Origin of the sequence: Bradyrhizobium sp. AZCC 1721, assembly GCF_036924715.1 — a bacterium.
Taxonomy (GTDB): domain Bacteria; phylum Pseudomonadota; class Alphaproteobacteria; order Rhizobiales; family Xanthobacteraceae; genus Bradyrhizobium.
Map to the genome: position 1 here is coordinate 2,326,840 of NZ_JAZHSB010000001.1, position 20,952 is coordinate 2,347,791.

A 20,952-nucleotide genomic window follows, 5' to 3' on the forward strand; every position below is an offset into this window, starting at 1 on the left:
TCTACGAGCATGCTTCAACTCAGTTGAAGCATGCTCTAGTGCGCGCACTTGATCACAGGCGAGGCTGGATGCCAACCGCTGGGATGCCACGCATTGCACCCATCTCCGTGATCATACCGCGGCGGCAGCCTCAACCGGTTGGTTGACGGCGTGGCAGGCAACCCCGTTGATCAGCTCGGGCGTTTGCCGCCGGCACAGATCGAAGGCGAGCGGACAACGCGGGTTGAAGGCGCAGCCGGGCGGCGGATCGATCGGATTCGGGATCTCGCCCTTGACCGGAATCCGCTGCCGGCCGGACATCGCGAGATCAGGAACCGCGCCGAGCAGCATTTTGGTGTAGGGCATCCGCGGATTGGCGAACAATTCGCGGCCCTCGGCGATTTCAACAATACGACCGAGATACATCACGCCGATGCGCGTCGCCATGTGGCGGACCACGGCGAGGTTATGGCTGATGAGGAGATAGGTCAGGCCGAATTTGTCCTGCAGGTCGCGCATCAGATTGAGGATCTGCGCCTGCACGGAGACGTCGAGCGCCGAGGTCGGCTCGTCGCAAACAATAAACTCGGCATCTGACGCCAGCGCGCGCGCAATCGCGATGCGCTGGCGCTGGCCGCCGGAGAATTCATGTGGATATTTCAGGCCGTCATCAGGATGCAGGCCCACGAGATTCAACAATTCGCCGACGCGAAACTGAATATCGCGCTCGCCCTGGATCAGGTCGAAGGCGCGGATCGGCTCGGAGACGATCGCATCGACCCGGAAGCGGGGATTGAGGCTCGCGTAGGGGTCCTGAAAAATCATCTGGATGCGGCGGCGCAGCCGCTGCCTTGCCTGCGCCTGTCTGGCATTCGTCATCGAGACGCCGTCGATGATGACTTCGCCCGAAGTCGGCGGCAGAAGTCCCACGACCATCCGCGCCACGGTGGTCTTGCCCGAGCCGGATTCCCCGACGAGAGCAAAAGTCTCGCCCTTCCTGATGTCGAACGTCACGCCATCGACGGCTTTCAGGAATTCCGGACGGCCGCCTTCCAGCACGCGGTTGAGCCACGGCTTCGAGACGTCGAACACGCGGCGCAAATTCCTCACATCGACAAAGGGCGGGCTCATGCCACGGTCTCCTTCGCCGCTTCATGGGGCGCGGTGTCGAAGAGATGGCAGGCCACGGCGTGCGAACCGTGCTTGAGCGGCTCCGGCCGATCGACGCGGCAACGGTCGAATGCAAATGCGCAACGCGGATTGAACGAGCAGCCCGGCGGGATCGCCGACAGCCGCGGCATCGAGCCCGGTATTTGCACCAGCCGCTTGTCTTCGCCCGCGAGCGTCGGGATCGCGCCCATCAGGCCCTTGGCATAGGGGTGCAGCGGGTTCTGCACCACATCCTGCACCGGGCCGATCTCGGCGATCCGGCCCGAATACATCACCGCGACCCGGTCGGAAGTCTCGGCGATCACGCCCATATCGTGGGTGACCAGCATCACCGCCGTGCCATGGTCGCGCCCGAGGCGCTTGATCAGCGAGATGATCTGCGCCTGCACGGAGACGTCGAGCGCGGTGGTCGGTTCGTCGGCGATGATCAGTTCCGGCTCGGCGCAGATCGCCAGCGCAATCACGACGCGCTGGCGCATGCCGCCGGAGAATTCGTGCGGATAGGCGTCGATGCGTTTGTCCGGCGCGGGGATGCCGACCTCGGCCAGGAGATCGATGGCGCGCTTGCGCGCAGCGGTCTCCGACAGGTTCAAGTGGGTTCGGATAGTCTCGACGATCTGGTCGCCGATCCGGTAGAGCGGATTGAGGCTTGTCAGCGGATCCTGAAAGATCATCCCGATCCGTTTGCCCCGGATACGGCGGATTTCTTCCGGCGGCAGGTGATCGATCCGCGTTCCCGACAGATAGATCTCGCCGCCCGAAATGCGGCCGGGAGGATCGATCAGTCCGATCACGGCTAGTCCCGTGACCGATTTCCCGGCGCCGGATTCGCCGACCACGCCGAGCACTTCGCCCTTGGCGATGTCGAAAGAAACGCCGTTGATCGCGCGCAGCGTGCTGCGGCGGGTGAGGAATTCCACCTCGAGGTCACGCACGGAGAGGACGGGAACGGTCATCGGAGCTTTGGATTGAGCGCGTCGCGCAGCCAGTCGCCGAGCAGGTTGATGGAAAGGATCAGCCCCGCCAGCGCGATGCCGGGGAACGCGACGATCCACCATTCGCCGGCAAACAGATAGTTGTTGCCGATCCGGATCAGGGTGCCGAGCGAGGGCATGGTGTCGGGCATGCCGGCGCCCAGGAACGACAGCGTCGCCTCGGTGATGATGGCAAGCGCGAGGTTGATGGTTGCAATCACCAGGATCGGACCCATGGTGTTGGGCAGCACGTGGCGCAGCATGATCTTCGGCGCGGGAAGGCCGATCAGTTGCGCGGCTGCGACATAGTCCTTGTTCTTCTCGACCATGACCGAGCCGCGCACGGTGCGGGCGTATTGCACCCAGAAACTGAGGCCGATCGCAACCACCAAGACTGCCAGCGTGCTCACGGCGTCGAGCCGGTTATTGAACACCGATTTGGCGACGCCGTTGACCAACAGCGCGATCAGGATGGCCGGGAAGGTGAGCTGCACGTCGGCGATTCGCATGATCAGCCCGTCGACCGCGCCACCGACATAGCCTGCAATGAGGCCAAGCGTAATGCCGAGCGTGCCGGCGAAGATGACGCCGAGCACGCCGACGACGAGCGAAATCCGCAAGCCGTAAAGGATCGCAGAAAACACGTCGCGGCCCTGTTCGTCGGTGCCGAGCAGGAACGGACTTTGGCCCTCGGCGGTCCACAGCGGCGAGATCCGCGAATTCATCAACTGCAGTTGCGCCGGATCGAACGGGTTTTGCACGGCGAGTTGCGATGCAAAGATCGCCAGCAGGAAGAACAGGACCGTTACCGCCGCCGCCACCATCGTCATCCGGGAGCGGCGGAACGAGTAAAAGATGTCGCTGTCGAGCACGCGCTTCAGCCAGCTCGCGTTCGAGCGTGCCCGCTGCGGGCTCGACTCTATTCGGTGTGGTACTACGGCGTCAGACATATCAGTCTCGCTTATGCCGGACGGCGGATGGTCGAGCGCAGGCGCGGATCGACGACGGTGTAGAGGATATCGACCACCAGATTGATGGTAACGAAAATCAGCGACACCATCAGCAGGTAGGCGGCCATGATCGGGATATCGACATTTTGCACGGCCTGCACGAACAACAATCCCATACCCGGCCACTGGAAGACGGTTTCGGTGATGATGGCAAATGCAATTACCGAGCCAAACTGCAGCCCGGCGACGGTGATGACGGGAACCAGCGTGTTCTTCAGCGCGTGGCCGAAATGGATCGCGCGCGTGGTCAGGCCGCGGGCGCGGGCGAAGCGGATGTAGTCGGTGCGGAGCACTTCGAGCATTTCAGCGCGCACCAGCCGCATGATCAAGGTCATCTGAAACAGGCCCAGCGTAATCGAAGGCATGATCAGCGCCTTCAGGCCGGAAAGCGTGAGCAGGCCGGTGGTCCACCAGCCGATCCGCACCACTTCGCCGCGGCCGAATGAAGGCAGCCAGCCCAGCGTCACCGAAAACAGATAGATGAGAAGGATGCCGATCAGGAAGGTCGGCAGCGAGATTCCGATCAGCGACACCGCCTGGAAGAATTTTGTCAGAATCGTATCGCGCCGCAGCGCCGAATAGACCCCCATCAGGATGCCGAACACCATGGCGAGAACGGTGGCGCAGGCGGCCAGCTCCAGCGTCGCCGGCATTCGTTCCATCAACAGGTTCGAAACCGGCTGGCGGAACTGATAGGAGACCCCGAACTTGAATTGCGCGGCATTGGCGAAATAGCGTGCGAACTGCACCGGCACGGGATCGTCGAGCCCGAGCGACTTGCGCACCGCCTCGCGTTCGGCGGCCGGCGTATCCAATGAGACGATCTGGTTGACGGGATCGCCGGCGAAACGGAACATCGAGAACGCGATCACGCCGACTGCGATCATGACGCCGATGGCCTGGATTGCGCGGCGAAGAGTGAAAGCGAGCATGTATTCCTTTCACTGCTCTCTTGGTGCGGCGGCGGACGTCGCTGTCGCCTGGAAACGAAAGGTCCCGGAAGCACCAAGCCGCCGGGACCTCGTTTGACGCCCGACTAGTCCTGTTTGGTCGCCCAGTACAGCAGAACCTGATTGTCGGCGCGCTGCGTCAGCTTCACCTTTTTCGACACACCCCAGGCCAGCGCCTGCTGATGCAGCGGGATATAACCGAAATCCTTGTCGAGGATCTGGTAAGCGCTCTTGATCAACTGATCGCGCTTGGTGGTGTCGGCTTCCTGCAATATCTTGTCGGTGAGGGCGTCGATTTCCTTGTTGCAATACCCGCTGAGATTGTTCTCTCCGCGCGAACTCTTGGGATCGTCGCGACAGCCGATAACGTCGTAGAGCACGTTATGGGAATCGAGAGTTCCGGGAGTCCAGCCCAACAGAAAGAACGACGTCTGATAGCCGCCCGCCTTCAGAACCTTGGCGAAGTACTGCGCCTTGGGTTGCGCGAGGAGGTCAACCTTGACGCCGATCCGGGCCAGCATGCTGACTACCGCCTGGCAGATCGGGGCGTCATTGACGTAACGGTCGTTGGGGCAGTCCAGGCTGACTTCGAAACCGTCGGGGTAGCCAGCCTCCGCCAGCAGCTTCTTGGCCCCATCCGGATCGGCTTTCGGCCGCGTGAAATCCTTTGACAGCGCAAATAATTGCGGTGCGATCATCAGCGCCGATGGCGTGGAAAGGCCGCGCATCACGCGGGTCTTGATCAGCTCGACATCGATTGCCTTGTAGAAGGCCTGGCGAACGCGAACGTCCTTGAAGGGGTTCTTGCCCTTGATGTTGGAATACAGCAATTCATCGCGAACCGTGTCCATGCCGAGAAAGATGGTGCGAAGTTCCGGTCCCTTCAGCACCTGGGCGTTGGGGCTGGAATCCACGCGTGTGATATCCTGGATCGGAACCGGCTCGATGACGTCGACTTCGCCCGACAGCAGGGCGGCCACGCGCGTGGCGGCGGAGCCGATCGGCGTGAAGACGATCTCTTTCAGATTGTGCTCGGGCTCGCGCCACCAGTTCGGATTTGGCTTGAACACCGTTTTCACCCCGGGCTGATGGCTCTCGATGATGAAGGGACCGGTGCCATTAGCGTTAAGCGAGGCAAAACTCGGCGAAGTTGCCGCCACTGGAGTCGGGGCGATCGAGTTGTTCGCCTCGGCCCATTTCTTGTCCATGATGTACCAGGTATCCCATTGCGAATGCAGAATGGGATTTGGCGAGGTCAGGATGAAATCCACGGTGTAGTCGTCGACCTTGACGACCTTGGCATCGGACGGAATGCGGGTGGGAAGGTTCGAGCCCTTGGCACGAACGCGCTCTGCCGAGAAAACGACATCGTCGGCAGTGAAGGGGTCGCCGTTGTGGAATTTGACGCCCTTGCGTAGATGAAAGCGCCAACGGGTCGGTTCTGGGGTTTCCCAGCTTTCCGCCAGGGCAGGGACGATTTTCAGGTCCTTGTCGCGAGCGATCAGACCCTCATAGGCGTGGCCGAGATGGGCGTGGGTGGTGGTTTCGTTCAGTGTATAGGGGTCGAGCGACTTGAGGTCACCCTGATTGGCATAGCGCAGGCTCTGAGCCGATGCCGGCGCCATTGCCACGGCAAGGATGGAAGCCGTGGCCGCTGCAAGCAAAGTCTGACGTACCGACATTTGTCGATTTCCCCGATTTTGATCAGCAATTTCCGCCGGATATTGCCGAGCCATGTTGCCAGAGTCCAGCCACCGCGCAAGCTTCATTATCCCGCACTGCGTGCCGGTTTGCGCGGCGGTGCGGCAATGACTAGTCTCACCTCAAGTCTCACCTTAAGACGCATGCGCAAGCACGTTACATTGAACTTTCGGAGTTGTGGATGGCGGAACTGAAGGCCGACGTTCTCGTCCTGGGTGCGGGCATGGTCGGCGTCAGCGCCGCTTTGCACCTGCAAAAACGCGGCCGGAACGTAGTTCTGATCGACCGCCATGATACGGCCGGCGAGGAAACCAGTTACGGCAATGGAGGGCTGATCGAGTGCGCTTCGGTCTTTCCCTATATGTTTCCGCGTGACGTGGGCCAGATCCTGCGCTACGCGTTTCTTCGCGCGCCGCAGGTGCATTACCACTTCAGGGATTTGCCGATCTTCCTGCCGTGGCTGGCACGGTATTTTCTCGCCTCTTCACCGGAGCGTGCACTGCACAGCGCAATGGCCGAATTGCCGTTGATCCAGCGCAGCCTGATCGAGCATGAGGCGCTGATTGCGGACGCCAATGTGCCGGAGCTGTTGCGGCGGACCGGCTGGATCAAGCTGTTTCGTTCCGAGACGACCCTTGCGGATGCGGTGCAGGATCTCAAGCGCGCACGCCAGCACGGCGTCGCCGGCGAGGTGCTGGATCGGCCGGCGATATCAGCGCGCGAGCCGCATCTGACGGGTGATTTCAGCGGCGCGATCCATTTTCCCGCGCCGGGATTTGTGCCCGATCCCGGTGGGCTGGCCAAGGCCTATGCGGCGCTGTTCGGCCGCAAGGGCGGGCGTTATCTGGTCGGCGACGCCCGAACGCTCGAACAGGCGAGCGGACGGTGGCGGGTGGCGACGCTGGAAGGCACTATTGCAGCGCGCGAAGTGGTGGTGGCGATGGGGCCGTGGTCCGACCAGATCCTCGCCCCGCTCGGCTATTCGATCCCGCTTCAGGTCAAGCGTGGTTACCATTTGCATCTCAAGCCGCGCGGCAATGCGATCTTGAATCATCCGGTGCTGGACACCGATCTCGGCTATCTCCTGGCGCCGATGAACCGCGGCATTCGGCTCACGACCGGCGCCGAGTTTGCCCACCGCGATGCACCACCAACGCCGATCCAGGTCGAGCGGGCCCTGCCGCGGGCGCACAGACTGTTCCCGCTCGGCGAGCCGGTCGACACCAAGCCCTGGATGGGTGCGCGGCCCTGCCTGCCGGATATGCTGCCGGTGATCGGCAAGGCCCCCCGCCATGGCGGGCTATGGTTCGATTTCGGCCACCAGCACCACGGCCTGACGCTCGGACCCGCGACCGGCCGCCTGCTGGCCGAAATGATGACCGGCGAGACGCCGTTTGCCGATGTCAGGCCGTTTGCCATCGAACGCTTTGGTTGACCATATCGGGAGTTGAAGGGACCGGGGACCGGCTCTGGTCCTTGCATGACTCGGTCCGTCGTGTCGATACTGCAGCAAGGGCAGCGCGATAAGGAGCGGTCATGAAAGTTAACGTCGAAATCGATTGCACGCCGCTGGAGGCCAGGCAGTTCTTCGGATTGCCCGACGTCTCGCCGATGCAGACCGCCGTGATGGACAAGATGCAGCAGCAGGTGATGGCCAACATCGAAAAGGTGTCGCCGGAATCGCTGATCCAGAGTTGGTTCACGTTCGATCCCAAGATCGCCGAGCGATTCCAGGATATGTTCGTGACCATGGCCGGGCTCGGCGGCATGGCCAAGAAGGACAAGTGAGAGTGGCCATCGCGGAAAGCGGCGCAGCAACAGAAGAGCAGCGGCTTCGGCCGCCTAGCCTGTTTCTGATGCTGGCCGAGACGCGGGCGCTGTTCGAGCTGAATTCGAGCCTGTTACTGTCGCCGCTCTTGTTGCGTGCGCCGAGGGGCGACGGGCATCCGGTGCTGGCGCTGCCGGGATTTCTCGCCAGCGATCTGTCGATGGCGCCGATGCGGCGCTATCTGAAAGAACTCGGCTACGATACCTATGCCTGGGACATGGGCCGCAATTTCGGTGGCATCGCTTCCAAGCGCGGGGCACTGCAAGCTCTCCTGAGGCGCATCTATGAAGCGACGGGCCGAAAGGTCAGCCTGGTCGGCTGGAGCCTCGGCGGCGTCTATGCGCGCGATCTCGCGCTGCAGATGCCGGACATGGTGCGCTCGGTGATCACGCTCGGCAGCCCGTTTGCCAGCGATGTCCGCGCGACCAACGCCACGCGGCTCTATGAGGTGCTGTCGGGGGAAACTGTCGACGACAATCCGGAAATCCGCTTGGCCATTGCCGGTGACCTGCCGGTGCCGGCGACCTCGATCTATTCGCGGACCGACGGCATCGTGAACTGGCACACCAGCCTGTTGCGTCCCTCCGCAAACGCCGAAAACATCGAGGTCCACCTTGCCAGCCATATCGGGCTCGGCGTCAACCCCGCAGCGTTATGGGCAGTAGCCGACCGCCTGGCGCAGGCGCAAGGCGAGTTTAAGCATTTTGACCGATCAGGACCATTTGCCATTGCCTATGGGCCCCCCGAAAATGCACAATCCTGAATCCGCGCCCTGAGCTAAGGGCACGATCGCGAAAGATCCCGTTCTGCAATTGATGCGGAATGGCTGCCGGTTTTCGGATATGCTCCAATAACAAAGACATTCCAGACGCCAGAAGCGCCGCCAAGGCGCCGCGTTTCTACTGCGGGAGGAAAATATGGCGGACGCCAAGAAGCTGTCTTCGCTGGACGCGTCGTTTCTGTATCTGGAAACCCCGGAAATGCCGATGCATGTCGGCAGCATGGCGATCTTCCGCCTGCCCGAAGGCTACAAGGGCGACTTCTTCGAAGAGTTCAAGGCGATGATCGCCTCGCGGCTGCACATCGCGCCGATCCTGAAAGCCCGCCTGGAGAAGGCGCCGCTCGACATCGATCATCCGTCCTGGGTCGAGGACGACCAGTTCGACATCGACCGCCACATCTTCCGCGCCAGCCTGCCGGCGCCGCGCGACCGCGCGACGCTGGAGCGCATCGTCGGCTGGATGCATGCCAAGCTGCTCAACCGCGCCCGCCCGCTCTGGGAGTTCTATGTCTTCGAAGGCATGAAGGACAACGAGATCGGGCTTTACTCCAAGATGCACCATGCCTGCATTGACGGCGGCGCCGGCGCCGCACTCACCAGCATGATCTATGACATCACCCCGGTGCCGCGTCAGGTCGATCCACCGACGGCGCGCAAGGTGGCGCCGGAGCCGCGCGACATCGCCGCCAACCTGATCGATTCCTACCAGCAGCTCTGGACCCAGCCGTTCGACCCGAAGGCGGCGCCAAAGAGCCTCGAGCTGCCGCGCTCGGGAAAAAGCGATCTCGGATCGATCCTGTTCGACAACGCCATGTTCCAGATCGAAAGCGCGGTGAAATTCGCCAGCAGCATTCCGACGATGCTCAAGAGCGTGTCAGATGTGGTCGGCAAGATTTCGGATCCGAAGTCGCGCGACAGCCTGGCCAGCATGGCCTCGCCGCCGACCATCCTGAACAAGGCGATATCGTCGGAGCGCAGCTTTGCCGGCGTCTCGATCTCGCTGTCGCGCGCCAAGGCTCTGGCAAAGACGTCCGGCGGCAAGCTCAACGACGTCGTGCTGGCGCTGTCTTCAGGCGTGGTGCGCCGCTATCTGATCAGCCAGGGCGCGCTGCCCAGCAAATCGCTGACCGCAGCGGTGCCGATCTCGCTGCGCGAGGAAGGCAACGCCGAGGCCAACAACCAGGTGTTCGGCATGATCTGCGCGATCGCCACCAACGTCGACGATCCCAAGACGCGGCTGGAAACCATCATCGCGCAATCCACCAAGTCGAAGGAGATGTCGCATCCGCTGCGGGCGCTGATGCCGCAAGTCTCCAACCTTTCGATGCTGGGCGCGCCGATCGTGACCCAGATCCTTGCGCTGCTCTACAGCCGCTCCAATCTCTCTGACGTGCTGCCGCCGGCAGCCAACATCACCGTGTCAAACGTGCCCGGGCCGCGGCAGACGCTGTATGCCGCCGGCGCCGAACTGCTGCACATCTTCCCGGTGTCGATCTCGACGCATGGCATCGCGCTCAACATCACCGTGCAAAGCTATCGCGACCAGCTCGATTTCGGCTTCATCGCTGGCGCCAACATCATTCCGCATGTCCAGATTCTCTGCGACATGCTCCCGGTCGAATTTGAAGCGCTGGAGGCGGCGTTCGCGCCGCCGCCGAGCATGACCCGCGCCGCTGAATAGGGGGCCCGCCATGATTGAAATGCCGCCGCTGCAATTCGCCGAGGTGAACGGTATTCGCATGGGCTATTACGAGGCGGGGCCCAAATCGGACAAGCCGCCGGTCATTCTCTGCCATGGCTGGCCGGAGATCGCGTTCTCCTGGCGGCACCAGATCAAAGCGCTGAGCGAGGCCGGCATCCGGGTGATTGCGCCGGATCAGCGCGGCTATGGCGCGACCGACCGCCCCGAGCCGGTCGAGGATTACGACATGGAGCATCTGACCGGCGATCTCGTCGGTCTGCTCGATCATCTCCAGATCGACAAGGCGATCTTCGTTGGCCACGATTGGGGCGGCTTCGTCGTCTGGCAGATGCCGCTGCGTCATCCGGGTCGCGTTGCCGGTGTCGTCGGCGTCAACACCCCGCATTGGGATCGCATGCCGGCCGATCCGATCGAGCTGTTTCGGCAGCGCTTCGGCGACAAGATGTACATCGTGCAATTCCAGGACCCTGGCCGCGAGCCTGACAGGATTTTCGGCAGCCGGGTCGAGCAGACCTTTGACGCATTCATGCGCAAGCCGGTGGCGCGGCCCGCGGGTACGCCGGAGGAGCAGCCGATTGCGGGTGTCGGCGCATCAGCGCGACTCAATCTGGCGTTTCCACAGATGATCGCGAATTACGATGCCAAGCACGATCCGCGCACGCCGATCCTGTCGGCGGAAGAAAAGCAGGTGTTCGTCGACACCTTCACCAAGACCGGCTTCACCGGCGGCATCAACTGGTACCGCAATTTTTCCCGCAACTGGCAGCGCTCGGAAGGGCTCGACCATACCGTCCGCGTGCCGTCGCTGATGATCATGGCCGAGAACGACGCGGTGCTGCCGCCGTCGGCGACCGAGGGCATGGAGAAGCTGGTGCCCGATCTCGAGAAGTATCTCGTGCGCGACAGCGGCCATTGGACGCAGCAGGAAAAGCCGGACGAGGTTAGTAGCAAGCTGATCGAGTGGCGCAGGAAAAGATTTGGGTAGGTCCGCATAACCAGCCGTCATTGCGAGGAGCGCAGCGACGAAGCAATCCATTCTTTCGTTTTGCCGAGCGATGGATTGCTTCGCATCGCTCGCAATGACGGTTGAGGCAGGCAGGGGAGACACTTCGACAATGGCGTCCAGCAATAAACTCAGTCCGATCCCGCATCCGCCGAAGAAGCCCGTCGTCGGCAACATGCTGTCGCTGGATCCCAACGCGCCGGTGCAGCATCTGGTCAAGCTGTCCAAAGAGCTCGGGCCGATCTTCTGGCTCGACATGATGGGCGCGCCGATCGTGATCGTCTCCGGCCACGATCTGATCGACGAGCTCTCCGATGAGAAGCGTTTCGACAAGACGGTGCGCGGCTCGCTGCGCCGCGTCCGCGCCGTCGGCGGCGACGGGCTGTTCACGGCCGATACGACAGAGCCGAACTGGAGCAAGGCGCACAACATCCTGCTGCAGCCGTTCGGCAACCGCGCGATGCAATCCTATCACCCGAGCATGGTCGATATCGCCGAGCAGCTCGTCAAGAAATGGGAGCGGCTCAACGCCGACGAGGAGATCGACGTCGTGCACGACATGACGGCGCTGACGCTCGACACGATTGGTCTCTGCGGCTTCGACTACCGCTTCAATTCATTCTACCGCCGCGACTATCACCCGTTCGTGGAGTCGCTGGTGCGCTCGCTCGAGACCATCATGATGACTCGCGGCCTGCCGCTGGAAAATCTGTGGATGCAGAAGCGGCGCAAGACGCTGGCCCAGGACGTCGCCTTCATGAACAAGATGGTCGACGAGATCATCGCCGAGCGCCGCGGCAATGCTGAAGCCGCCGAGGCCAAGAAAGACATGCTGGGCGCTATGATGACCGGCATCGACCGCTCGACCGGCGAGCAGCTCGACGACATCAACATCCGCTACCAGATCAACACCTTCCTGATTGCGGGCCACGAGACCACCAGCGGACTGCTCTCGTGCACGATCTACGCGCTGCTCAAGCATCCGGAAGTGCTGAGGAAGGCCTATGAGGAGGTCGACCGGGTGCTCGGGCCCGATATCAACGCCAGGCCGACCTATCAGCAGGTCACGCAGCTCACCTACATCACGCAGATCTTGAAGGAAGCGCTGCGGATGTGGCCGCCGGCGCCGGCCTACGGCATCACGCCGCTTCAGGACGAAGCCATCGGCGGTGGCAAATACAAGCTGAAGAAGAATACGTTCATCACCGTTTTGGTGATGGCGCTGCACCGCGACCCCAGCGTCTGGGGTCCGAACCCGGACGTCTTCGATCCCGAGAATTTCAGCCGCGAGGCCGAGGCCGCGCGTCCGATCAATGCCTGGAAGCCGTTCGGCAACGGCCAGCGCGCCTGCATCGGCCGCGGCTTTGCGATGCACGAGGCGGCGCTGGCGATCGGCATGATCCTGCAGCGCTTCAAGCTGATCGATGTGCATCGCTACCAGATGCACCTGAAGGAAACGCTGACAGTCAAGCCGGACGGTTTCAAGATCAAGGTGCGGCCGCGCGCCGACAAGGACCGTGGCGCGTTTGCTGGCCGCGCCGCTATCGCGGCCGCTGCCTCAAGCGCGGCGGCGCCACAGGCGCGGACCCGCCCGGGCCACAACACGCCGCTATTGGTGCTCTATGGCTCAAACCTCGGCACCGCGGAAGAGCTGGCGACGCGGGTAGCTGACCTCGCCGAGGTCAGCGGCTTCGCGACAAAGCTCGGCGCGCTCGACGATTACGTCGGCAAATTGCCGGAGCAGGGCGCGCTGATGATCTTTTGCGCTTCCTACAATGGCGCAGCCCCCGACAACGCCACGCAGTTCGTCAAATGGCTGGACAGCGGCCTGCCAAAGGACGCATTCGCCAAGGTGCGATACGCCGTGTTCGGCTGCGGCAACAGCGACTGGGCCGCGACCTACCAGTCCGTGCCGCGCATGATCGACGAGCAGTTGGCGGCGCACGGCGCGCGCAGCCTCTACGGCCGCGGTGAGGGCGATGCCCGCAGTGATCTCGACGGCCAGTTCGAAAAATGGTTTGCGGCGGCAGCACCCGCGGCCATGAAGGAACTGGGCGTCGATTCCGGCTTCGCCCGCAGCGCCGATGACGCGCCGCTTTATTCGATCGAGCCGGTGGCGCCATCGGCCGTTCACACTATCTTGGCGCAGGGCGGCGTCGCGCCGATGAAGGTGCTGGTCAATTCCGAACTGCAGAACAAGGCCGGCGCCAGTCCTTCCGACCGCTCGACCCGCCACGTCGAGGTGGAATTGCCGCCCGGCGTCACCTTCCGCGTCGGTGACCACCTCAGCGTGGTGCCGCGCAACGATCCGGCGCTGGTCGATTCCGTCGCGCGCCGCTTCGGTTTTCTGCCCGCCGACCAGGTCCGGCTGCACGTCGCCGAGGGCCGCCGCGCGCAATTGCCGGTCGGCGATGCCGTGTCGGTCGGGCGGTTGTTGACCGAGTTCGTCGAGTTGCAGCAGATCGCGACGCGCAAGCAGATTCAGATCATGTCGGAACACACGCGCTGTCCCGTCACCAAGCCGAAGTTGCTGGCCTATGTCGGCGACGACGATGTTTCCACCGAGCGTTACCGATCGGACGTGCTGGCCAGGCGCAAGTCGGTGTTCGATCTCTTGGAAGAGCATCCGGCCTGCGAACTGCCGTTCCACGCCTACCTGGAAATGCTGTCGCTCTTGGCGCCGCGCTATTATTCGATCTCATCGTCGCCTTCGACCGATCCGACGCGTTGCAGCGTCACGGTCGGCGTGGTGGAATCGCCCGCGAGTTCGGGACGTGGCGTGTACAGGGGCGTCTGTTCGAACTATCTCGCCGGACGCCGCGTCGGCGATACCGTGCATGCGACCATACGCGAGACCAAGGCCGGCTTCCGGCTGCCGGACGATCCGGCCCAACCCGTGATCATGATCGGTCCTGGTACGGGGCTGGCGCCGTTCCGCGGGTTCCTGCAGGAGCGCGCGCACCGCAGGGCGCAGGGCGCAAAACTCGGTCCTGCGATGCTGTTCTTTGGCTGCCGACATCCCGAACAGGACTTTCTCTACGCGGATGAATTGAAGGCGTTCGCGATCGACGGCATCACCGAACTGCACACCGCCTTCTCGCGCGCCGACGGGCCGAAGACCTATGTGCAGCATCAGGTGGCGGCGCAAAAGGACCGCATCTGGAGCCTGATCGAGCAGGGCGCGATCGTCTATGTCTGCGGCGACGGCGGCAAGATGGAGCCAGACGTCAAGGCCGCGCTGGTTGCGATCTATCGCGAAAAGTCCGGCGCCGACGCCGATGCCGGCCTGCGCTGGATCGACGATCTCGGCACCAGGAACCGCTACGTGCTGGACGTCTGGGCGGGCGGGTAAGGCTCTCGCCGTCGTCCCTGCGAACGCAGGGACCCATACTCCGCGGCCCCTCATTGAGACAACAGCGCCGGAGGCTCTGCCCATAACCACAACATCCGGTGGTTATGGGTCCCTGCGTTCGCATGCGTTCGCAGGGACGACGACTATTGAAACCGCATGCTACAACCCTCCACATGATTCCCTGGGAAAAGCTCGACACCGCCCGCATTCCTGGCACCGGCGATGAACTGCGCCTGATGCGCCGCGGCACGGAGTTTTCCATCAAGCTCGGCAGCAACGAGCTGATGAACAGCCGCCTGTGGGGCTCGGAAGCCGCACTCGCGACGCTCGCTGCGAAGAAGATCGAGAAGGTCGCCAAACCGCATGTACTGATCGGTGGACTGGGCATGGGCTTTACGTTGCGTGCGGCGCTCGCCGGGCTCGGCAATGAAGCGCAGATCGTGGTGGCAGAGCTGGTGCCGGCGGTGGTCAGTTGGGCCCGAGGCCCGATGGCAGAAATCTTCGGCGACAGCTTGGACGATCCCCGCGTCAGCATTCGAGAGACGGATGTCACCGACATCATCCGGTCGCATCGTTCGAAGTTCGATGCCATTCTGCTCGATGTCGACAATGGACCGGAGGGGCTTACTCGTGAGGCCAACGATGCGCTCTACAACGCGGCAGGCCTGCGTGCGACGCACGCCGCACTGCGACCGGGCGGCATCCTGGCCATATGGTCTTCGGGGCCAAACGCGGCGTTCGCAAAACGTCTTCGTGGTGCAGGCTTCGAGGTGAACGAAGTCAACATCCGCGCCACCGGCAAAGGCCGCGGCGTGCGCCACGTAATCTGGATTGCGATGAAGAGCTGACTGGCCAGCATCTCCGCTGTCGTCCCTGCGAACGCAGAGACCCATAACCACAAATGCTGATGGCGAGACTGGGCTGGAGCCACAGCGCTCGCAACGACGCACGCCGGTGGTTATGGGTTCCTGCTTTCGCAGGGACGACGGGATAGATCACGCCGCCTTTGCGGCCGCACCCTGCGCGTGCCCGGCGATCGCGTTGATGATCTGCGGCCACATCGGGATCGGCAGCGCGTGGCCCATGCCTTCGATCATCAGGAGCTTTGCGCCGGGGATTGACGCCGCGGTATCCTTGCCGCCTTCCGGGCGCACCAGCGGATCGACGGTGCCGTGAATGACGAGCGTCGGGATTTTCAGGTGATGCAGCCGTTCCTTGCGGCTGCCGGAGGCGAGCACCGCCCGCAACTGCCGGCCGACGCCGTTTGGATTGAGGCCGCGTTCATAGGTGCGGGCGGCGCGGGCAGGGTCGAGCGCCTCGTCTTCCGGGAACGAGCCGACGCGCAGCACTTTCCAGGTCTGGGCGAACCGTTCGAAATACTCCTCCTTCGTCCGCGGCGGCGGCGCCATCAGCACGGCCGAAGCCTCGCGCGTCGGCGGCGGCACTTTTGGATTGCCCGTGGTCGACATGATCGAGGTCAGCGAACGCACCCGCTGCGGGAACGAGAGCGCGACTTCCTGCGCGATCATGCCGCCCATCGAGGCTCCGACCAGATGCGCCGAGTGGATGCCGAGCACGTCCATCAGGCCGACGGTGTCCTTGGCCATGTCGATCAATTTGTAGGGTGCGGCCACCGGAATCTTCAGGAATCGCAGCTTCAGCAGTTCGAACGGTGTCAGCCGCTTGCCGCCGGACATGTGAGAGGACTTGCCGATGTCGCGATTGTCGAAGCGGATGACGCGAAAGCCGCGCGCGGCGAGCTGGCGGCAGAAATCGTCATCCCAATGGATCATCTGGGCGCCGAGCCCCATGATCAGCAGCATCGGTTCCGCGGCTGGATCGCCGAAAATCTCATAGCAAATATCGATGCCGTTGGCGCGGGCGATCTGAGGCGGCTGATGGGCGAGCATCACGTGTCTTCCCTCAAGTGTTATCTGGCTTCAGTAACTATGGCACGGTTTCCCGCACCGCAGAAGACGTCGCAGCGGTTGACCGGCCCGCTGCAACGGTGTGGTATGGGCCAAACACAAGCAAAGCGTGGCAAGCGCTCGTAATCTTTCGGGAGAGGGCGCCTATGGCCGACAAAGGCAACGATCCTGCCGTGATCTGGCAGACCATGATCGGGGAGATGGAGAAGGGGTTCAACTCCTTTGCCAACCAGGCGATGGCCTCGCCCGAATTCTCGAAAATGATGAATCAGGTCGGCGGCGTCAGCGCAGGCGCGCAGAAGCAGCTCGGCGAATTGATGGAGAAATACCTGCTGGCGATGAACCTGCCGAGCCGGGCCCAGCTTGTCGGCATGGCGGAGCGGCTGCAGGCGATCGAGGGCCAGCTCAACGAGATCAAGGCACTGTTGCATCAGGTGCACCACAATTCGCTGGCGCCGGAGAGCGGCTACGGCACGCCGCGGCCGCCGCGCACCAAGCGTCCGCCGGCGGAGGGAGAGCAGAAATGAACGCTCCCGCGGGTCTCGATCTCGCTTCCATTTCGGAGCGGGTCCAGTCCGAGGTGCAGCGCGCGATCCAGCGTAGCATCAAGGGCGTCGAATATTTTTCTACCTCCGGCCCGTCGCTCGGCTCGACGCCAAAGGACATCCTGGCCGCCCGCGGCACCATGAACCTCTATCACTATCGGCCGATAGCGGATGAAATCTACCGCGTGCCGATCCTGATCGTGATGGCCACCACCAACCGCGGCTACATCCTCGACATGGTGCCGGGCCAGAGCTTTATCGAGTTTCTGCTGAAGCGCGGCTACGACGTCTACATGCTGGACTGGACCGCGCCGAAGCCGGAAGAAAAATCGTTGCGGATGGAGGATTACGTCCTCGACTTCATCCCGGACTGCGTCCGCCGCGTGCAGCGGGATTCCGGCGAGCAGGACGTTACCGTGATCGGCTATTGCTTCGGCGGCGTGCTGTCGCTCTTGTACGGCTCGATCTTCCACGACGGGCCGATGAAGAATTTGATCTGCTTCACCACGCCGATCGATTTCCGCGAGATGAAGCTGTTCCAGAACTTTTCGGACCGCCGCTATTTCGACGTCGATCGCCTCGTCGACAGCGTCGGCAATGTGCCGCCCGAAATGATCCTGTCCTCGTTCGAAATGCTGCGGCCGGCGTCGCGCACCGTCAGCCAGGTGCAATTGTGGGAAAACATCTGGAACGACGAGTTCGTGAAGTCGTACCGGATGTTCGACCGGTGGGCGACGGATACGCTGCCACTGGCGGGCGAGTATTTCCGCGACATCACCAAGAACCTGATGTGGGACAACAAACTCTATAACGGCACCATGTCGGTCGGCGGGCGTGCGGCGGATATTTCCAGGATCAAGGTGCCGATCCTGCATGCGGTCGCCGAACACGATCACATCGTGCCCTATGATGCGGCCAAGCACCTGATCGCCAAGGTCGGTTCGACCGACAAGGAAGAGGTGATGCTGAAGGGCGGTCACGTCAGCCTCGTCGCCGGCGCCAATGCGATCAAGCGGCTGTGGCCGAAACTGGATTCCTGGCTAGGTAAGAGATCAACATGAGCGAGACACGTTCCTATCCGCGCCACGTCAAGACCGATGCCGGCGAGATCGAATTCCGCATGATGGGGCGGGCGGACGAAGCCGCCGTGCTGGCATTTGCGCAAAAGCTCCCGACGCATGATCTGCTGTTTCTGCCGCGCAACATCAGCCAGCCAAAAGTGCTCTCGGCCTGGATCAACGAGATCGAGCGCGGCCAGATCGTCAGCCTGCTGGCAGTGAAGGATGGGACGGTGGTCGGCTGCGGCACGCTGGTACGCGACCCGCATTCATGGTCGCCCCATGTCGGCGAGATCCGGATGGTGGTCTCGCTTGACGTCCGCGGGCAGGGGGTCGGCCGGGCGCTGTCGCAGGAAACGTTTGCGCTGGCGCTGGGCGCCGGGCTGGAAAAGCTGTCGGTGCAGATGACCGTCGACCAGCAAGCGGCGATCGCGCTGTTCGAGAGCCTTGGCTTCCGGGCCGAGGCCCTGCTGCGGGACCACGTCCGGGATGTCGACGGCAAAAAGCACGACATTGTCGTGCTTGGGCATAACGTGGCGCAGGTCCGGGCACAGATGGAAGCCTATGGGCTCCCGGGGGCCGTGCAGCATTAGCCAAACACAAAATCGCGAAAACAACCCCATGCAAAGTAGATGGGGCGGCTCCGGCATTAGCCTAAAGTGGAACTTTTGCCGGTTCTCTGGGCGGACCGCTCATCCATCGGGCTGTTCACGAATTCGTGATATCGCGCTGCAACATTAATGTTGCGACGCACCATTAACTATGGCACAACACACGCGCCCCGGGCCAATCGGACGGGGTGAGCCCATAGCTCAAACCGAGGATGGAGAGACCCCCAATGACCACCGAAACCAATTCCGTGCTGAACACCGTCAAGGAAGCCTTCGCGCCCGTTACCGAGGCGTTCACCAAGCTCCAGAACCTGGAAGTTCCGGAAGCCGCCCGTGAGTTCGTGAAGAAGCAGACCGAGACCGCCAAGGAGCGCGCCGCCGACTTTTATGCCGGTTCGGAGAAGGCGACCGCTGCGATCGAGACCGCCGTTGCCGGTTCGGTTTCCGAGGCCGCCAAGATCAGCCGCAACATCCAGCAGGCGCTCTACCAGGACGCGGAAGCGTTCTTCGCCGGCATCGACAAGCTCGCTTCGGCGAAGTCGCTGAGCGAAGCTGCCCAGATCCAGTCGGACCTGGTCCGTGCGCGCGGCGAAGTGCTCGTCACGCGGGCGAAGGCCACCACCGAATATCTCGGCAAGCTCGTCACTGAGGGCGCCAAGACCGCGCAGGACAACTTTGCCAAGGTCTACTCCAAGACCGCCTGATCGCGATCGCCTGACAACTGCCGTTTTCGAAGGCCCGCTTTTGCGGGCCTTCTTTTTGTCCTCATCCTCGTCATGACCTGTTGCCGTCATTGCGAGGAGCGATAGCGACGAAGCAATCCATCCTTCCGGTGCGGCGACATGGATTGCTTCGCTTCGCTCGCAATGACAGCTAGTCTGATGCGGACGCGAACCGTTCCTCGAAAGCCGTCATGACGCTTCCCGCCACCTTCGTCATCGACTCTCCCGGCGACGCCATCCGCGCCGCCGAGTTGCGGCGCGTGAAGATTTTGGCGACGTCGGTGCTGGCGGCGACGTTTGCGATCTTCCTCGCCGCACGAGCGCTGCTGCCGATGCATCCGGCCTTCGGCTTCATCGCGGCGTTTGCGGAAGCTGCCACCATCGGCGGCCTGGCCGACTGGTATGCCGTGGTGGCGCTGTTCAAACGGCCGCTGGGACTGCCGATTCCGCACACCGCGATCATCCAGAGCAACCAGCACCGCATCGCCGACAAGCTCGGCGAATTCATCGAGAAGCATTTCCTGGAAGCAGCTCCCGTCGAGGCCAAGCTGCGGCAGATCGATTTCGGCGCGTTCATCGCCGACTGGCTGCGCGACCGCAAGCGCAGCGAGGACCTTGCGCGCTTTGCGCTGCGGCTGTTGCCCGAAGCGGTGGCGGCGACGGAGACCTCCGGGCTGATGACGTTCGTCAGCCGCCGCATCACCGCGCAACTGATGTCGATCGATCTCGCGCCGCTGGCGGCCGGAACGCTGCGCGCATTCGTGAAGGAGGGGCGGCATTCCGGCCTGCTCGATGACATCCTGCGCGCGGTGCATCAGACCATGACGCAGGCCGAAACCATGGCGATGATCCGCGAAAAGATCCGCGCCGAATTGCCGACGCTGCTAAAGCTGTATCGCGCCGACAAGTTCCTGGTGAACAAGATCGTGGCTTCCGCCACCGCCTTCTTCGAGGAAGTCCGCAACGATCCCGCGCACCCGTTCCGCGGCGAATTCGATCGCATGGTGATGACCTTCGTCGATCGCCTCGGCACCGATCCAAGCTACGCCGAGCGGATCCAAGGGTTGAAGCGCGATCTGTTGGCGCGTCCCGAAGTGACGGGTCTCGCACGCCACATCTGGGCCAACGCACGCTCGTTCTTCGAACGCAGCGCCTCGGGCGAGACGCAGGTGTTGGAGCAATATCTGGTGCGCATGTTCGTGAAAGCGGGCGAGGCGCTGGCAGGCGATGCCGAGTTGCGCACCGAGATCAACCAGGGCCTCGTGGCGGTGTTGCGCACCGTGATCGCCGAACAGAAGAGCGGCGTCTCGACCTTCATCTCCGACCAGGTGAAGTCCTGGGACATGGGGCAGTTGATCTCGCTGATCGAAATCAACATCGGCCGCGACCTGCAATACATCCGCTTCAACGGATCGCTGATCGGCGGGCTAGCGGGATTGGCGCTGTACACCCTCGAATACCTGCTGCGGCTGCTGTGACTAATTCATCACGTCAATGCTTTTAGTTATCCGAGATGTGATCTGCATTGCTTGCAAGGGGAAAGCCGGTTCCCTAGCTTTTTATGGAGCTATATTGCAGTGCCGAACGATTCTACCCGCGTTGGCGTCTAACTGAACCGGTGGCCGGCTGCCGCGACGT

Annotated in this window: 18 protein-coding genes; 12 read left to right on the plus strand and 6 right to left on the minus strand. The window is 62.7% G+C overall.

From position 1 onward, the window contains the following. Positions 1–111: 111 nt before the first annotated feature. The 5 genes from V1273_RS11095 to V1273_RS11115 all read right to left on the minus strand — a co-directional run bounded on the left by V1273_RS11095 (position 112) and on the right by V1273_RS11115 (position 5,765). Complete coding sequence (locus V1273_RS11095) at positions 112–1,110, minus strand: ABC transporter ATP-binding protein (RefSeq protein ID WP_334409617.1); 999 nt, start codon at positions 1,108–1,110, stop codon at positions 112–114. Beyond that, a complete protein-coding gene (locus tag V1273_RS11100; RefSeq protein ID WP_334383074.1) occupies positions 1,107–2,105 on the minus strand; it encodes an ABC transporter ATP-binding protein in 999 nt (332 codons plus the stop codon). The genes V1273_RS11095 and V1273_RS11100 overlap by 4 nt, the downstream gene beginning before the upstream one ends. Continuing rightward, a complete protein-coding gene (locus tag V1273_RS11105; protein WP_334367729.1) occupies positions 2,102–3,073 on the minus strand; it encodes an ABC transporter permease in 972 nt (323 codons plus the stop codon). The genes V1273_RS11100 and V1273_RS11105 overlap by 4 nt, the downstream gene beginning before the upstream one ends. 11 nt (positions 3,074–3,084) lie before the next feature. After that, entirely contained in the window at positions 3,085–4,065 is a 981-nt protein-coding gene (locus V1273_RS11110; RefSeq protein WP_028350075.1) for an ABC transporter permease, read from the minus strand. Positions 4,066–4,169: 104 nt separating this feature from the next. After that, on the minus strand, positions 4,170–5,765 hold the full coding sequence (locus V1273_RS11115) for an ABC transporter substrate-binding protein (protein ID WP_334409619.1): 1,596 nt from the start codon (positions 5,763–5,765) through the stop codon (positions 4,170–4,172). A 200-nt stretch (positions 5,766–5,965) separates the two neighbouring features. Between V1273_RS11115 and V1273_RS11120 the strand changes: the two genes are divergently transcribed. The 7 genes from V1273_RS11120 (at position 5,966) to V1273_RS11150 (ending at position 15,298) form a co-directional block, all read left to right on the plus strand. Further along, on the plus strand, positions 5,966–7,219 hold the full coding sequence (locus V1273_RS11120) for an NAD(P)/FAD-dependent oxidoreductase (RefSeq protein WP_334409620.1): 1,254 nt from the start codon (positions 5,966–5,968) through the stop codon (positions 7,217–7,219). Positions 7,220–7,320: 101 nt separating this feature from the next. Next, positions 7,321–7,572 (plus strand): DUF6489 family protein, encoded by a 252-nt coding sequence (locus tag V1273_RS11125; protein WP_065744106.1) that lies wholly within the window; start codon positions 7,321–7,323, stop codon positions 7,570–7,572. Between the two features lie 68 nt (positions 7,573–7,640). Next, positions 7,641–8,375 carry an esterase/lipase family protein gene (locus V1273_RS11130; RefSeq protein WP_334412191.1) on the plus strand — a complete coding sequence of 245 codons (735 nt, stop codon included), beginning with the start codon at positions 7,641–7,643 and terminating at the stop codon, positions 8,373–8,375. Positions 8,376–8,529: 154 nt separating this feature from the next. After that, on the plus strand, positions 8,530–10,074 hold the full coding sequence (locus V1273_RS11135; protein ID WP_334409621.1) for a WS/DGAT/MGAT family O-acyltransferase: 1,545 nt from the start codon (positions 8,530–8,532) through the stop codon (positions 10,072–10,074). A 10-nt stretch (positions 10,075–10,084) separates the two neighbouring features. Further along, complete coding sequence (locus V1273_RS11140) at positions 10,085–11,080, plus strand: alpha/beta fold hydrolase (protein ID WP_334383070.1); 996 nt, start codon at positions 10,085–10,087, stop codon at positions 11,078–11,080. Positions 11,081–11,210: 130 nt separating this feature from the next. Further along, the gene (locus tag V1273_RS11145; protein ID WP_334409623.1) at positions 11,211–14,450 is read left to right on the plus strand and encodes a bifunctional cytochrome P450/NADPH--P450 reductase; all 3,240 of its coding nucleotides are present in this window, start codon (positions 11,211–11,213) and stop codon (positions 14,448–14,450) included. Between the two features lie 173 nt (positions 14,451–14,623). Further along, complete coding sequence (locus V1273_RS11150; protein ID WP_334412192.1) at positions 14,624–15,298, plus strand: spermidine synthase; 675 nt, start codon at positions 14,624–14,626, stop codon at positions 15,296–15,298. A 147-nt stretch (positions 15,299–15,445) separates the two neighbouring features. Here the strand turns inward: V1273_RS11150 and V1273_RS11155 are convergent, their stop codons facing one another. Beyond that, the gene (locus tag V1273_RS11155; RefSeq protein WP_334383068.1) at positions 15,446–16,360 is read right to left on the minus strand and encodes an alpha/beta fold hydrolase; all 915 of its coding nucleotides are present in this window, start codon (positions 16,358–16,360) and stop codon (positions 15,446–15,448) included. Between the two features lie 164 nt (positions 16,361–16,524). On the opposite strand from V1273_RS11155, the gene V1273_RS11160 reads away from it, so the two are divergent. The 5 genes from V1273_RS11160 (at position 16,525) to V1273_RS11180 (ending at position 20,792) form a co-directional block, all read left to right on the plus strand. Continuing rightward, positions 16,525–16,905, plus strand: a complete 381-nt coding sequence (locus V1273_RS11160) for a hypothetical protein (RefSeq protein WP_028350065.1) — start codon at positions 16,525–16,527, stop codon at positions 16,903–16,905. Continuing rightward, positions 16,902–17,984, plus strand: a complete 1,083-nt coding sequence (locus V1273_RS11165; protein ID WP_334367736.1) for an alpha/beta fold hydrolase — start codon at positions 16,902–16,904, stop codon at positions 17,982–17,984. The genes V1273_RS11160 and V1273_RS11165 overlap by 4 nt, the downstream gene beginning before the upstream one ends. After that, the gene (locus tag V1273_RS11170; RefSeq protein WP_334367737.1) at positions 17,981–18,574 is read left to right on the plus strand and encodes a GNAT family N-acetyltransferase; all 594 of its coding nucleotides are present in this window, start codon (positions 17,981–17,983) and stop codon (positions 18,572–18,574) included. The genes V1273_RS11165 and V1273_RS11170 overlap by 4 nt, the downstream gene beginning before the upstream one ends. A 245-nt stretch (positions 18,575–18,819) precedes the next feature. Continuing rightward, positions 18,820–19,296, plus strand: a complete 477-nt coding sequence (locus tag V1273_RS11175; protein ID WP_334367738.1) for a phasin — start codon at positions 18,820–18,822, stop codon at positions 19,294–19,296. A 209-nt stretch (positions 19,297–19,505) separates the two neighbouring features. Next, on the plus strand, positions 19,506–20,792 hold the full coding sequence (locus V1273_RS11180; RefSeq protein ID WP_334367739.1) for a DUF445 domain-containing protein: 1,287 nt from the start codon (positions 19,506–19,508) through the stop codon (positions 20,790–20,792). Positions 20,793–20,952 lie beyond the last annotated feature (160 nt).

What these genes read in the sequence shown, in the direction of transcription:
- V1273_RS11160 (WP_028350065.1), top strand. Translation starts at nt 16,525, where the DNA reads ATGGCCGACAAAGGCAACGATCCTGCCGTGATCTGGCAGACCATGATC.
- V1273_RS11140 (WP_334383070.1), top strand. Translation starts at nt 10,085, where the DNA reads ATGATTGAAATGCCGCCGCTGCAATTCGCCGAGGTGAACGGTATTCGC.
- V1273_RS11180 (WP_334367739.1), top strand. Translation starts at nt 19,506, where the DNA reads ATGACGCTTCCCGCCACCTTCGTCATCGACTCTCCCGGCGACGCCATC.
- V1273_RS11115 (WP_334409619.1), bottom strand. Translation starts at nt 5,765, where the DNA reads ATGTCGGTACGTCAGACTTTGCTTGCAGCGGCCACGGCTTCCATCCTT.
- V1273_RS11170 (WP_334367737.1), top strand. Translation starts at nt 17,981, where the DNA reads ATGAGCGAGACACGTTCCTATCCGCGCCACGTCAAGACCGATGCCGGC.
- V1273_RS11100 (WP_334383074.1), bottom strand. Translation starts at nt 2,105, where the DNA reads ATGACCGTTCCCGTCCTCTCCGTGCGTGACCTCGAGGTGGAATTCCTC.
- V1273_RS11120 (WP_334409620.1), top strand. Translation starts at nt 5,966, where the DNA reads ATGGCGGAACTGAAGGCCGACGTTCTCGTCCTGGGTGCGGGCATGGTC.
- V1273_RS11145 (WP_334409623.1), top strand. Translation starts at nt 11,211, where the DNA reads ATGGCGTCCAGCAATAAACTCAGTCCGATCCCGCATCCGCCGAAGAAG.
- V1273_RS11130 (WP_334412191.1), top strand. Translation starts at nt 7,641, where the DNA reads ATGCTGGCCGAGACGCGGGCGCTGTTCGAGCTGAATTCGAGCCTGTTA.
- V1273_RS11110 (WP_028350075.1), bottom strand. Translation starts at nt 4,065, where the DNA reads ATGCTCGCTTTCACTCTTCGCCGCGCAATCCAGGCCATCGGCGTCATG.
- V1273_RS11150 (WP_334412192.1), top strand. Translation starts at nt 14,624, where the DNA reads ATGATTCCCTGGGAAAAGCTCGACACCGCCCGCATTCCTGGCACCGGC.
- V1273_RS11165 (WP_334367736.1), top strand. Translation starts at nt 16,902, where the DNA reads ATGAACGCTCCCGCGGGTCTCGATCTCGCTTCCATTTCGGAGCGGGTC.
- V1273_RS11095 (WP_334409617.1), bottom strand. Translation starts at nt 1,110, where the DNA reads ATGAGCCCGCCCTTTGTCGATGTGAGGAATTTGCGCCGCGTGTTCGAC.
- V1273_RS11125 (WP_065744106.1), top strand. Translation starts at nt 7,321, where the DNA reads ATGAAAGTTAACGTCGAAATCGATTGCACGCCGCTGGAGGCCAGGCAG.
- V1273_RS11135 (WP_334409621.1), top strand. Translation starts at nt 8,530, where the DNA reads ATGGCGGACGCCAAGAAGCTGTCTTCGCTGGACGCGTCGTTTCTGTAT.
- V1273_RS11175 (WP_334367738.1), top strand. Translation starts at nt 18,820, where the DNA reads ATGACCACCGAAACCAATTCCGTGCTGAACACCGTCAAGGAAGCCTTC.
- V1273_RS11155 (WP_334383068.1), bottom strand. Translation starts at nt 16,360, where the DNA reads ATGCTCGCCCATCAGCCGCCTCAGATCGCCCGCGCCAACGGCATCGAT.
- V1273_RS11105 (WP_334367729.1), bottom strand. Translation starts at nt 3,073, where the DNA reads ATGTCTGACGCCGTAGTACCACACCGAATAGAGTCGAGCCCGCAGCGG.